Genomic DNA, 13,492 nt, shown 5'->3' with positions numbered 1-13,492 from the left:
CTAGATGGCCACGCTCAAAACCGCCGTTTCCGAACCTCAACAGCTTTTCGACGCGACGGCGGAGCGCGGCTGGTTTTGTCATTGCGTCGCAGGCGCGGACCCCAGTTCGATAGTCCGGGAATTGGGTCGGATCGGCGACCACCTTGGGACGCGTGTTGCGGGGCGCGCCGGTTCCCTTGAAGAGGTCATCCAGCCTCGTGCCATAGCTGATGCCCACCCTCGATCCTTGAGCGCGCGGTACGGCCTGGGCACCTTGCCCTTCCACACCGAACTCAGCCACCGCACCAAACCCTGCCGTTACCTCCTTCTCGGGTGCATCGACCCGGGATCCCCGGCCGCAGCGACGATGCTACTAGACTGGCGGAACCTGGGATTTTCACAGCAGGAACTTGACCTTCTCGAAACCACGCCGGTCCTCGTTCGCACGGGTCGACGCTCCTTCTATTCGACCATCTTGGCGCCCGGCGGCGCCTTCTTGCGATACGATCCCGGCTGCATCGAAGCCTTGGACGCCCGCGGCCGGAACGCCCTGAGGCTTATGGAAGACCGGATCGCAGGCGCCGCCTCCGAGGCCGAGGCGCATCATTGGCGCCAAGGCGACATCCTCATCATTGATAACTGGCGCGTCCTGCACGGGCGCAGTCCGTCGGACCAGGGGTCCCGCCGACGCCTTGCAAGGATTCTCATCGATGCCTGAAGACGTCTTTATTGCCATCAACGGCGACGCTCTGCATGCCAAGTCGAAGGTCTACATCGGACGTGCCCTCGCGCGGAAAGGCGCCGGCGACCTCGACGAGTATCAGCTCTGGGCGTCACTCGCGCTCGAGCTGCTGGGAAAGGCTGTGCTCGCCCGGAAGCACCCGAGCCTCGTGGCCGATCCGACGCATTGGCAGTCGATGTTCGTCGCCGCCGGCATCAACGTCACGACCGACGTGAAGACCATCACGGCCAAAACCCTGTTCGAACGCCTCGCGCATCTTGTCCCCCGGTTCGACAAGACGGTCCAAAAATTCTGCCAGGACATCGCCGAGCGAAGAAACGCTGAGCTGCACTCGGCCGACCTTCCATTCCGGGCCATGCGTCTCGACGCCTGGGAGGCGCGCTATTGGCATGCCTGCGACACGATCCTGGACCAGATGGGGTCATCCCTGGAGCAATGGCTCGGCGCGGCCGATGCGAAGGCACCCCGCCAATTGCTCGATGAAGCCGCCAACGCCCTTGAGGCTGCGGTCAAGTTACGCGTCGAAGCCGCCAGGGAGCAGTTCGAGGCGCTGAAAAAGGCCGAACGGGAGCGTCTCGCCGCCGAGGCCGAATTGCGGGAGCCGCAGCATCAGGTGGGACTTTTCATGGGTCGCTACGACGAAATCTGGGTGGTGAGCTGCCCAGCCTGCAAATGCCGCGCTTTCATGACCGGCGAGCAGACCGGCGAAGACATCAGCGAAGAGCGCGATGAGCACGCGATCTGGGAAATCGTCGACCGCGAGTTCGTCGGCGAGGAATTCCGCTGCCCGACGTGCGACCTGACGCTCATGGGAAGCGACGAAATCGATGCCTCCGGCCTTAGCTACATCCATGAGCACCAGCAGGAGCGCGAAATGGAATACGAGCCCGACTACGGCAACGACTAGAACCGGGACATTACGAACTGCGCAGATAAGGAACGGGGGGCACCAAATTGGCAAGGCGACCAGGGAATACGCTCGAAAAATGGGAGGTCGCGATCGTCAAAGCGATGTTGTCCCGCAAATACGTGCCCCAGGATATCCAGGCGTATTTCTCCCGGCCCACCCGGTCGATTAACAATGCGCGGATCTCAGAGATAAAGGACGGCACAAAGCACAAGGTTATCAAGCCCGCGTCGGACGATGAGCTGGACACCTTCCTCGACAGGTGGCCGAACATTGATCCCTCCACCGGCCTCCACCTTCAAGGTGACGAACTGCTGGTTAAAGCGCGCGAGGCCATGATTGCGGCCGTCCACACATTCAATAGCGCTGGCCTCTACTTCAGGGCCGAACTCTTCATCGTCACCGCGATCATAGCGTGGACCTATCTTATGCACGCCTATTACAAGCGCGAAGGTATCGATTACAGCCACAAGAAAGGTGGCGTCGTTGAGCGCACGCCATCCGGAGCCGAGAAACATTGGGAACTTAGCCAGTGCATCACCACTGGGGCCTGTCCCCTTCAGAGCGGCATCGTCAACAATCTCAAGTTCCTGATCGAGATCAGGAACGAGATCGAGCATCGATCCACCAACAGGATCGACGATGCCCTCAGCGCGAAGCTGCAGGCCTGCTGCATCAACTTCAACGACACCATCAAGGACCTCTTCGGGCGTGAGTTTGCCTTAGAGAAGCGGCTGCCGATCGCGTTGCAATTCGTGACGTTCGACGGAGTGCAACGGCAAAGCCTGATCGCCACCGAGCTGCCGGCCCATATCGCGACGGCGATGGACAACTTCCACGCGGCCCTCTCAGAGGACGAGCAGAAGGACCCGAAATTCCGATTCCGCGTTGCCTTTGTGCCGAAGCTCTCCCGTAAAGCCAGCAAGTCCGACCTAGCAGTCGAATTCATCAAGCCCGGCTCGCCCGAAGCCGAGGCAGTCGAGCGGGTCCTCTTGAAGGAGGTGGAGCGTCCGAAATTTCTGCCTGGGGAAATTGTTGCAAAGATGAAGGCCGCAGGACACGCCGGATTCAATATGTACGACCACACGACGCTCTCTCAACAGCTCGACGCCCGCAAGCTCGGCAAGGGTTACGGCGTGAAGGTCGCGAACACCTGGTATTGGTACGAAAGTTGGCTGGAAAAGGTTCTTGAAAAACTCAACGAAGGCTGGACTAGGCCGGCGAAAGTGTAAGGTCGAGGTGTCAACTATGTTAGTCACGTCAATGCATCTGCGCCACACCAGGCCATGCGAGGGAGCATGCAAATGACGAGAACATACAATCGGATAGCGAAACAGCAGAAGCCGAAAGGGGACATCTTTGGTCCAACCGGTGTCTTCCCCCTAGGGGCTGAAACTCCAGAGGTTGAGGAGTGTCTCAAACGCAATCGACCGTCGCGTTGTCTGCGGCGCGATAGCTGCGTGTACATGCGCGAGGATCGTGACTTTAGCCGGATGGGTTTGAGCTATAGCGAAGGGTACGTCCACCAGGTCGAGCCAACAGGGCCCGTCGAGCAGCGCGATGTCACTTGGATCGGATACCTGCAACTCCTACTGAACAACAACCCTAGGATACGGGCAGTCAGTGAGGGGCAGCGAATGAGTCGACATGGGTTGACCAACGATGAGCTCGCGCAACGGTACTGGCAAGGCACCGCGTCCTCGACGCCTAATTGGGAGCATGTGACGTCCCAGGCCGAAGTCGTTAAGGTCGACAGCTTTCTGTCATCCGTGAAGCCGTCGCTCACCTATTCCGTAGTTGGTGGGTCGGCTTAGCTTCCTCGCCTGACGCGAGTGGCGCTGATGGGTATTACGCCGGACGCGGGCTGCGGAACGTCAGCCTTTGGGAGTAACGACGCTTTATCCAACGACCGAAATCGGCGCAAAGTTGCCGCCCGAAAGCGAACATTTCGAACTCGACTTGGCGACTTCTCTCGCTAGGTAGGCTCGCGCCGTTCCTTTCTTAGGGACTGACAGTAGGCGCTGCACAGGAGTTAGGCACGACGCCCGACCTGCTTACCGCGCGGTGGCTCAGCGATGACGCTTAGCGGGTGAGAGCGGCCAATGTAGTTCGGCCGCTATCTCGATGTCGGACCCGCTCGTGAGTTCGAACATTCCACAATAGAAACGCGCCGCAGGCTCGCACATTGTCAAAAGCCATACTTAATGGAGGACCACTTCAATGGGGCAAGCCAAATTTATTGTACGAGTGCTGGAAAGATGCTTGCAGCAATGGTTGGAAATGAAACCTCGACTTGCTGGCCGACAGACAAAGCGGTTTCCGCGCTCGCTATGTCGAGCTTGGCCACGACCTCCTCACCCTGTGGGGTCGTGAGCGCGCAGCGCACCGCGTCCCCGAGATAAACGAGATTTGCGATGCGTGCACCCAACCGGTTGGGCAGACCGGACGACATGGTCTCGACGCGTAGCCGTTCGGGGCGAATGCTCACATGGACACGCTGGCCGGTTGACAATCCTGGTGTAGCCCGCGTGCGGACGATGCGTCCGGAAGGAAGCTTAACCACAGCGTGATCGCCTTCGATTCCGGCATACTCCCCGGTGAGGCGATTACTTTCGCCGATGAACTCCGCGACGAACAGATTTTCGGGCCTCTCGTAGATATCTCTGGGCGCTGCGATCTGCTGGACCTTGCCGTCATTGAAAAGAGCGATTCTGTCCGACATCGTCAAGGCCTCGGACTGGTCATGTGTGACATAGACCATCGTGACGCCAAGCGAATTGTGTAATTGCTTGAGTTCGTATTGCATGCTCTCCCGCAATTGTTTGTCCAGTGCCCCAAGAGGTTCGTCCAGCAGGATGAGCGCTGGCTTGAAGACCAGAGCCCGGGCGAGTGCAATGCGCTGTTGCTGCCCACCGGATAGTTGGGCCGGGCGTCGGTCACCGAAGCCCGAGAGACGTACCATCGCGAGCGCTGCTTCCACCTCTCGCGCGGCATCGCCCTTCTGCATTCCCCTAATGCGCAACGGATAGGCGATGTTTTCGGCGATCGTCATGTGGGGGAAAAGCGCGTAGCTCTGGAAAACCACACCGATCCCCCGTCGATGCGGCGGCGCATGCGTAATATCCTTGCCGCCAAGAAGGATTTCACCGTCGCTTGGGCTTTCGAAGCCTGCCAGCATCATCAGCGTGGTTGTCTTACCCGAACCCGAGGGACCGAGAAGGGTGAGAAATTCGCCGCGGGTCACGTCGAGGTTAAGACCATCGACGACCCTATGCTGGCCGTCGTAGCTCTTGCTGACGTCCCTAAAGCTAACGAGCGCATGGTCTTTGTCGTGGAAGTTCATTAGACTGACTCCTGCCATTGGGGAACCGCGGGCGGGAACCGGTCGAAGAGCGAACGCTGCTCGACATCATATTCCGGATAGGCCTCCCAGACCTTGCTGGAAGAAGCCTTAGCCTCGGCGATGATTTCGTCTTCGTCAGCTACCATTAGCCGCCCGTCCTCGACGATGATCTTTCCGTCGATGAGGACATGTTCGATCATCTGGGGCGTGGCCAGATGAACCAGAGCCCTCACGGGGTCGGGATTGATGCCGAAGGTAAGGTTGTCGATGTCGACGACGACCATGTCGGCCTTGGCTCCGACGGCGATGCGCCCGAGGTCGTCCTGTCCCAGCGCCTTGGCGCCGCCGGTATTTGACGCGGCAAACACGTCTCTGGCGGCGGCGGCCTCGAAATTGTTGTCCGCCATCTTGCCCATAAGCGCGGTCATTCGCATTTCCGAGAACATGTCCAGGGGGTAGGTATCCGTGGCCAGTGCCACGTTGGCACCGGCGCGCATGAACCGGTCGAAGCTCTCCAACCTCACGCCTCGCCGTGCAAACGCGACCGGAGAATGTGCAATCGAAGCCCCGGACCTGCCCAGGAGAGCGATATCGTCCTCCATCGGATAGCCGACCAGACTGTGGCCCGCATGATAGATGCAGTGAGCCAGTAGCGTCTGGGCGTCGAGCACGCCTTCATCCTGAAGCAGTTGCACGGGAGTGCGGCCGTAGGCGGCCATGGTCTCGAAGAACTCTCGATGCTGTTCGATGAAATGCATCGTGAACGGGACGCCGAGCGCGCGCGCAGCAGCTTTTGCCTCCTTTCGGAGGGTCGGCGTCGACACATAATATTCGTCCAGAACGATGGTGCCGCCGAGCCGTCCACCCATGGCGTTGCGATTGCGCTCTGTGAAGTCGACCGCTCTTTGTAGCTGCTGCAGGCCGGCTCGTTCATCAAGTTCCCGCGCAACCGAGCCATCCTCATTCAGCCAATATTGGCCGCCCGAGACGATCGGAGACCAAAACAGGCGGACGCCCATCTCTTCCGCCGCCGCCAGCATTGTCTCGCCATTGTCGGGACCACCCGGCGCATAGGCGAGGACAGTGGTAACGCCGTGCCGGGCGAGGGTTGCGAAACCGTAGCGGAAGGAAGCGCGGCTGTCCTGTGCGGTGAGGAAGCGGGCACCGGTCGAACGGCGCTGGGGGAGAAAATGGAGGAAGCTGGTTCGGACGAATCTGTGTTGCCCCCCATCGAGCAGAAAGCGTGGCCCTTCATGAATGCCAACATGTGCATGAGTGGAGACCTGCCCCGGGACGACAAGCTTGCCATTTACGTCCAGCCTGCGCTGAACATGGCCTTCGAAGCTGGTGCCCACATGGACGATCCGGTTGCCGTCGATCGCCACGACGCCTTTGTCGAGGCGTCGGTGCCCTGTGCCGTCATGGGCGATGATCGTTCCCCCTTCGATGAGAAGGGTAGCCTTCGTCTGGCTTGTATCCACTTTGTTCATGTATGGGATCCTGACTGTCTCAATCTCTCGGTCCGCCGTCTCAGCAGTTCCATCACGCCCATGAGAGCCGTCGTGATCACGAGCAGCACCACAGCGGCTGCGGTGATTGTCGGGCTGACGGATTCGCTCACGCCGCTGAATATCTGGCGCGGTAGGGTTCGCTGCTGCGGACTGGCGATGAAAAGCGCCACGATGAACTCGTCGAAGGAGGTGACGAAGGCGAACAGCGCGCCCGAAATGACACCCGGTGCGATCAGCGGCAGTGTGACGGACCTGAAGGCGTGTAGTGGATTGGCCCCCAAGCTTGCGGCTGCCCGTGTCAAAGTGGGGTCGAAGCCCTGCAGTGTCGCGCTGACTGTGATGACGACGAAGGGCAGCGCCAGAACGGTGTGTGCAATGATCAGGCCGGCATACGTACCGACCATGTTCAGCATGGCAAAGAAATAGAAGGCAGCCACGGCCATGACAACAACCGGTATCGCGAGCGGCGTCAGCAGCAGCGCAAAGATCACCGGCTTGAAGCGCGAGCGGCTCCTGTGCAGGCCGAGCGACGCCAGCGTACCGAGAAGCGTCGCCCCGGCTGTTGCCGCAAGGCCGATAAAGATGCTGTTCCACAGGGCGCCGGTCCACATCGGATTGGTGAAGAAATCCTCGTACCAGCGCAGGGAGTATCCCGGCAGCGGGAAGATCAACAATTGACCGGACGAGAACGAAAGCGGGATCACGATGATGATTGGCGCAACCAGGAAGATCATCACCAGCGCGGTGTAAAGCCACCCCGCAACGTTCATGAGAGAAACGCGCTTGTGGCGTGTGTTTGAGGTCCAGGCGGTCATCGTATCCTCAACCTATCGAAGCCGACCAGCTTGCCGACGGCGAGATAAACCGCGGCGATCATCAGGAGCAGAACGGCACCCAGAGCGGACGCCAGCCCCCAATTCACGGCGGAGTTCGTGAAATAGGCGATGAAATAGCCGATCATCTGGTCGGACGGCCCGCCCACCAACGCCGGCGTCACGTAGAAGCCGATGCAGAGAGTGAAGACCAAAGTGCAACCGGCTATCACTCCTGGCATGGTAAGCGGGAAATAGATCGTCCAAAAAACCCTCATAGGTGTTGCGCCGAGCGAAGCAGCAGCGCGCAGATGAAGGGGCGATATGCCTTTCATGACGCTGTAGAGTGGCAGAACCATGTAGGGCAGAAGCACATGCACCATCGCGATGTAGACGGCGGTTCTCGTGTAGATGAGGGAGAGCGGCTCGTTGGTTAGCCCGGCCATAATCAACGACGAGTTCACAAGCCCTTGGTTCTGTAGGAGGATGACCCATGCGGTTGTACGAACCAGTAGCGAGGTCCAGAACGGCACCAACACAAGCATCAGAAGCCAGTTAGCCCTTTCCGCCTTGGCGCGGACGATCATTGCCGCGACCGGGTAGCCGATAACCAGGCACAGCCCCATTACTGCGAGGCTGATGGTGAGCGTGCGCCAGTACAGTTGGCCGAATACCGCGGATTGAGACGACACGGACTTGATGCCGTCGTCTACTCCTCGTTCGAGATCCATTGCGGTCAGAAGGTAGAATTCCGTCAATGGTCCCGACTGCTGCCGCAGAACCCCCAGATAGCGCGGATCTTCCCATGAGGGATCAATCGCAATCAGCCCTGATCTGGCATCCGCGTAATCATCTACTTTCCGGATGTTCCTGGCGGTCTTCGAAATCAGGCCCCGGTATCCAGATAAGGCATGGTTGAGGCGGCGGCCCAATGCGGCGACCGATGGCGTGTCCGCGATCACCCGAATGTCCTCCACGATGGCCTGGTAGACCGGCTCGGGAGGCAGGTCGCCAGTCTGCCATTGCTGCACGCTGGCCACCGTCTTGGGCATCAGGTGAACAAGTTCGGAATTATCAACCGCGCGAAACAGGAAAAGCGAAATTGGCAGTACGAAGAAGAGAAACACGAAGGCGATGCTGGGCAGAATAAGCCCAAACGTTACAAGGCGATCGCGTCTATCCGCACCGGTTTTGCGCCCGCCGCCCAGGCCTTTCGATACACGGCCCACGTTGCGCGGCATGACCGCATGCTCTGGGATAGCGCCTACGGTCATTATTGGGCCGCCATGGTTATAAAGCGCTGCAGAAGAGCGTCACCGTTATCGAGCCAGAAGTTGGTGTAAAGCGACCCGCTTTGCAGCGAAGCCTTGTCCATGTGCCCGCTGGGCAGGGTGGCAAGCTCTTTCTCGGTCATCAGCTTCAAAGCCTGCCTGTTGGCTGGCGCGTAGCTCACGTGGCGTGCATATCCGGCTTGCGGCTCGGGTGACGAAATATGACGAATGAAATCAACTGCGAGGTCACGCTTGGGGGTGCCCTTCATAACCGCGATCATCTGGCTGCCGGAGACATGACCGCCGCCAAACTCGATTTTAAGATTGCGATTGTTCGATTTGTTCGCGGATGCCACGCGACCATTCCAGGCGAACGTCATCACGACATCGCCGGAAAGCAGATTCTGCATAGACTCATCACCGCTCTTCCACCAGCGGATATGTGGCTTGAGTTCTTCCAACTTCGCGAACGCGCGATCGACACCACCAGGTGCGGCAAGCACCTCCATAACCTTGGCGGGCGGCACACCGTCAGCCATCAAGGCAACTTCGAGCGTCTGCTCGGCACGATAGAGCATCCCGCGCATACCGGGAAATTTCTCTACATCCCAGAAGTCCTGCCAGGACTTCGGTGCATTCTCTTCGGAAAAAACGTCGCCGTCATAGGCCAGACCACCGGAAACAAAATTGTTGGGCAATCCGCACTCGCCAAGGCCGCCAACTTCGGCGAAGTCCTCCGGATCGAGATGCTCTGACCAGTCGATCTTCTCGAGCAATCCTTCCTCGCAGGCGACCGCCTCGTTGATCGCCGTCACGCTCACAACATCCCACTGGAGATTGCCGGTCTCGATCTGCGAGCGTATTCGCGCGAGTTCCTGATTAAATGCGTCATCTACCACGCCGTTACCGGTCTTTTCGGCCCATGACGTGTAAAACACGTCCCGGAAGGCCTTGCCGGCTGCGCCGCCATTGTTGGCTACCGTGATGGTGTCGGCGACAGCGATCTGGGTCGACGCGATGACGCCGAGGCCAACAGTAATCAGTGCGTTCTTCAGCTTTCCCATGACAGTCCCTCTGGTCGGAAATTGGTTGCATTTATTTCTTGTTATGTCAGGCTCCGTTTAGCGTGCCGCGAGGCCTTAGAGTTTGGAACGTTCGTGTAACATGAAAAAAATGTCAATATCTGATGTGAGAAGGCGCGAGGCAGTGAGCGAAGATGTCTATCTGCCAAGCGCCGAGAATCAACCAATTGATGAATTGGTTGCAAAATGACGTTGAAATCCGTCGAGAAAGCGAACAGACTGACCGCACTGCAGGAAGCGATCGAGCGCATAATGGAACAAACGGCATCGGCAGGAAGACTGCCCACAGAGCGAGAGCTGGCCCAGTTGACGGGCAGTTCTCGCCATGCCGTGCGCCAAGCGCTCGAGCGGCTTGAGGCGGCAGGGCGCATATCGCGGCATGTTGGACGGGGCACTTTTCTCGACACCACGGTGCAAGACGACCTTACGGATTCCGGCGTGATCGCCCGACATGCCAGCCCCAGGGAGATTGCAGAGGCGCGCAAGCTCATCGAGCCGCAGCTCGCCATGCTTGCCGCCATGCACGCCACGGCAGCCCAGATCGCGACCATCGAGATCCACACAAAGCATTGCTCCTCCGCGCGAAATCTCGATGCGTATGAGGTCGCTGACGAGCAGCTTCATCGCAGCATCGCTGCAGCGACCGGCAATGTGGTGCTCAAGGCGCTGTTCGAGACAATTAACCAGGTCCGCCGGAGCATCGTGTGGGGCAAGATGCGGCGGGCGGGCCTTTCACGTCAAAGGCGGGAGGCGTTTTCAGCGCAGCACGAGCGCATCTGCCGGGCCATCGTCAATCGCGATCCGGAAGAGGCGGCAGCAGCGATGCGTGCCCATATCGACACGATCGCAGAAGCTTACAATGCCATCGATTATCTAACGTGCTCAAATGAGCCAATGACGAGAGAAAAGCAGTGAGTTCTCCAGATAAAATTGATCTCGTAGTGCGTGGCCGTATCGTCACCATGGATGCCGGCAGGCGCGTGGTCGAGGACGGCGCGGTCGCCATAAAAGACGGAAGAATCGTCGATCTCGGCGCCGAGACCGAGATTGCCCGACGCTACGCGCCCCAGGCTGTCGCAGGTGGTCCGAACGCGATCGTGATGCCGGGCTTCATCGACGGGCACACGCACTGCACACAGTGCTTCGTGCGTTCGCTCACCTCCGGCGAGTTGCCGATGATCCCGCGCATCTACAGTCCCGCGCAAAGATCTCTCGACGAGACGCAAGCGGGCTGGACCGTAAGGCTTCTCGCCGCCCAGCTCTTGCGCGCGGGTGTTACAACCCTTTCGGAAGGGACACTGAACCCGAGGCATGAGGATGCGATCGTCTCGGCTGTGCAGGAAGTGGGCATACGCTGTTCCTTGGCGCGGGGCAGCGCGGATCAGGATTTCCATCACGCGTCTCTTTATTCGCAGATCGAGGACAGGTCTTGGGTGAAGCCGCGCTCCGCCGATACCGAAAAGGATCTCGCGCACACGGAGGCCTTCCTTGCGCGCTTCCCTGCGCGGGGGGACGGGCTCATCCGGGGAGCGGTCAACGCGTCCGCGTTGTTGGGGTTTTCTGAGGCTTACTTTCGGGAAGGCGCGGCAATAGCTCGCGCAAACGATGCGACAATCCAGGTCCATGTCAGCCGAGACCGGGAGGAAGTCGAGTTCTGCATGTCTATGTGGGGACGGCGCCCGATCGAGCGTCTGTTTGATCTCGGCGTGGTCGACGAACACCTCGTTGCTGTTCATGCCGTTCTGGCCAGCGAGCGTGAGATAGAATTGCTGGCGGAAGGCGGGGCAGCACTGGCCCACTCACCTGTCGAATGCGTGGCAAACCTAAATGCCATCCCGAACCTCCCGCGCATGCGCAGCCGTGGCATTCGCGTCTGCCTCGGCTGCGACAACCAGGGGAATGATATGTTCGTGGCGATGCGCGCGGCATGGCTCATACATGGCGCAAAATGGGGCTTGCCTGCCTATGATCCCGAATTTCTGAGCGCGGATGAGCTTCTTTCCATGGCGACGATAGAGGGCGCGGCCGCCTTGCGCATGGACGATCTGGTGGGTTCGCTCGAAGTCGGAAAGGCCGCGGACATGGTCGTGCTGGACGGCGACTGCCCGCATTTCATGAGCATGCAGCATCTTTCGAACGAAATCGTCCGCTTCGGAACGCGCGGCGAGGTGATGCAGACGATTGTTGCAGGCAGGGTGCTCTACGATAAGGGAGAATTCCCAACGCTCGATATGGCGCAGCTTGCTGCCGCGGCTCGCGCGGGCGGCGTCTTCGTTCGCAATGTGGTGGAGGAGCGGCGGTATAAGCCTCTGCCGAATTTCTGAGGCATCTTGGCCAGCAAGATGGTCGGCTGATCATGGGGCGCCAATGGAACTACTCGCCAGTGAACTTCTTCAAGGGCCCGATCTCGTTCGCAAGACCGATGTCGGGATTAGGATCGAGCATGGGCGCATATCACGGCTCGAGCCAGGCAGGGGTACAGATAGCGAGCTACTCATAACCCCGGCATTCGCGAATGCGCATGATCACGCTCGCCCGTTGGCCATGTCGTCGTTCGGCACCGCATTCCTGCCACTTGAGGCGTGGCTGCCCCGCACCATTTTCGCGACTCCCCCCGACGCGTATCTTTCCGCCGCCGCGTCACTGGCGCGCGCCGCTCTTTCGGGATGCGCCGCGATAATGATCCACTACACGCGGCCAAGTGGATTGCATGATCCCGTGGAGGAGGCCAAACGTGTCGCAAAGGCGGCCTATGATGTGGGCGTGCGCATCGCTTTCGCTCCGGCCCTGCGGGACATCAACCCGCTGGTCTACGGTGACGAAAGGCCGTTTCTGGCCGGGTTAGCACCTGAAGCACGCGAGGTCATCGAACGCTTTTTCATGAGCACCCCGCCAAGCGTAGAGCAGCTCATTGAGACCACCGAGGCGATCGCCGCTGAGATAGAGGGGCCGATGGTAGACGTCCAGTTCGGGCCGGCTGGGGTGCAATGGTGTTCGCGCCGGCTTCTGGAAACGATCGCGGAGCGTTCCGCCCTGACGGGCCGGCGTGTTCACATGCATCTCCTCGAGACAGTCTATCAGCGCAGCTATGCCGATAGGACGTTTCCCGAAGGGATAGTGCGCTATCTCAGCGACATTGGGCTGCTGTCTGATCGACTTGCCCTCGTCCACTGTGTTCACGCAAGGCCGGACGAACTCGACCTGATCGCCGAAGCCGGAGCGACGATCGTGGTCAACACCAGTTCCAACCTGGCTCTTCGTTCGGGTGTGGGGCCGATTGCGGAGGCCCTGACACGAGGCTGCAAGGTTGCGATCGGCATGGACGGCGCATCTCTTGACGAGGATGACGACATTCTGCGCGAGATGCGCCTGACCCATCATATGCATGCAGGTAGCGGCTTTCAGGAGAACTGGAAACCTTCCCAGTCGCTGCGGCGGTTCACGGCCGAAGGGCGGCGCGTCGTCGGCGCGCCGGGCTCGGGGGCGATTGAGCAAGGTGCCGAGGCTGACCTCGTCTGCATCGACTTGCGCCGGCTGGATCGGGACCGGATCATGCCGGTGGAGCCGCTCGACCTGCTTTTCTCTCGCGGCGCAGCGCACCATGTCGACCGTCTTGTCGTTGCGGGCAAGACGGTGGTCGAACGCGGCCGTCTGATCGGCGTGGACCTCGATGCGATCCAGGACGAATTGCGGGAGAGGTACAGGCATTCCGTCAAACGCTACGCCGCGCTTGAGGATCACTGGCCTGCATTCCAAAACTCACTTGCTGCGGGATTCAGGCAGCACGACGGCTGCTGCGGGTAATGACTCGCGCCAGTTCTCCCGTAATCGAGAGCGATAACCGT

11 protein-coding genes are annotated in these 13,492 nt (G+C 59.8%); 6 read left to right on the top strand and 5 right to left on the bottom strand.

What is annotated here, in order from left to right:
- Positions 1-4 precede the first annotated feature (4 nt).
- From AC3A4H_RS09395 to AC3A4H_RS09385, 3 genes are read left to right on the top strand one after another with little or no spacing between them, the layout of a single operon-like run.
- Positions 5-697 carry a TauD/TfdA family dioxygenase gene (locus AC3A4H_RS09395; protein WP_487766457.1) on the top strand — a complete coding sequence of 231 codons (693 nt, stop codon included), beginning with the start codon at positions 5-7 and terminating at the stop codon, positions 695-697.
- The gene (locus tag AC3A4H_RS09390; protein WP_487766456.1) at positions 690-1,628 is read left to right on the top strand and encodes a hypothetical protein; all 939 of its coding nucleotides are present in this window, start codon (positions 690-692) and stop codon (positions 1,626-1,628) included. The genes AC3A4H_RS09395 and AC3A4H_RS09390 overlap by 8 nt, the downstream gene beginning before the upstream one ends.
- Positions 1,629-1,675: 47 nt before the next feature.
- Positions 1,676-2,860, top strand: a complete 1,185-nt coding sequence (locus AC3A4H_RS09385; protein WP_487766455.1) for a DUF3644 domain-containing protein — start codon at positions 1,676-1,678, stop codon at positions 2,858-2,860.
- A gap of 1,004 nt (positions 2,861-3,864) precedes the next feature.
- Here AC3A4H_RS09385 and AC3A4H_RS09380 read toward each other — a convergent pair.
- From AC3A4H_RS09380 to AC3A4H_RS09360, 5 genes are all read right to left on the bottom strand, one after another.
- Positions 3,865-4,971, bottom strand: coding sequence for an ABC transporter ATP-binding protein (locus AC3A4H_RS09380; RefSeq protein WP_487766454.1), 1,107 nt, complete (start codon positions 4,969-4,971; stop codon positions 3,865-3,867).
- Positions 4,971-6,356, bottom strand: a complete 1,386-nt coding sequence (locus tag AC3A4H_RS09375; RefSeq protein ID WP_487766453.1) for an amidohydrolase family protein — start codon at positions 6,354-6,356, stop codon at positions 4,971-4,973. Before AC3A4H_RS09375 ends, AC3A4H_RS09380 begins: the two co-directional genes overlap by 1 nt.
- Before the next feature lie 101 nt (positions 6,357-6,457).
- Positions 6,458-7,252, bottom strand: a complete 795-nt coding sequence (locus tag AC3A4H_RS09370) for an ABC transporter permease (RefSeq protein ID WP_487766685.1) — start codon at positions 7,250-7,252, stop codon at positions 6,458-6,460.
- A gap of 41 nt (positions 7,253-7,293) precedes the next feature.
- Positions 7,294-8,568 carry an ABC transporter permease gene (locus AC3A4H_RS09365; RefSeq protein WP_487766452.1) on the bottom strand — a complete coding sequence of 425 codons (1,275 nt, stop codon included), beginning with the start codon at positions 8,566-8,568 and terminating at the stop codon, positions 7,294-7,296.
- Positions 8,568-9,629, bottom strand: a complete 1,062-nt coding sequence (locus AC3A4H_RS09360) for an ABC transporter substrate-binding protein (protein ID WP_487766451.1) — start codon at positions 9,627-9,629, stop codon at positions 8,568-8,570. The genes AC3A4H_RS09365 and AC3A4H_RS09360 overlap by 1 nt, the downstream gene beginning before the upstream one ends.
- 204 nt (positions 9,630-9,833) lie before the next feature.
- Here AC3A4H_RS09360 and AC3A4H_RS09355 point away from each other — a divergent pair, with 204 nt between their 5' ends.
- From AC3A4H_RS09355 to AC3A4H_RS09345, 3 genes are all read left to right on the top strand, one after another.
- The gene (locus AC3A4H_RS09355) at positions 9,834-10,562 is read left to right on the top strand and encodes a FadR/GntR family transcriptional regulator (protein ID WP_487766450.1); all 729 of its coding nucleotides are present in this window, start codon (positions 9,834-9,836) and stop codon (positions 10,560-10,562) included.
- A gap of 65 nt (positions 10,563-10,627) precedes the next feature.
- Positions 10,628-11,971: an amidohydrolase family protein gene (locus tag AC3A4H_RS09350; RefSeq protein WP_487766449.1), complete on the top strand. Its 1,344-nt coding sequence runs from the start codon at positions 10,628-10,630 to the stop codon at positions 11,969-11,971.
- A 43-nt stretch (positions 11,972-12,014) separates the two neighbouring features.
- A complete protein-coding gene (locus AC3A4H_RS09345; RefSeq protein WP_487766448.1) occupies positions 12,015-13,451 on the top strand; it encodes an amidohydrolase family protein in 1,437 nt (478 codons plus the stop codon).
- Positions 13,452-13,492 lie beyond the last annotated feature (41 nt).

It is taken from the genome of Pseudaminobacter sp. Soil_N_29 (assembly GCF_057656055.1).
This window is presented reverse-complemented; position numbering and strand designations above follow the sequence as displayed.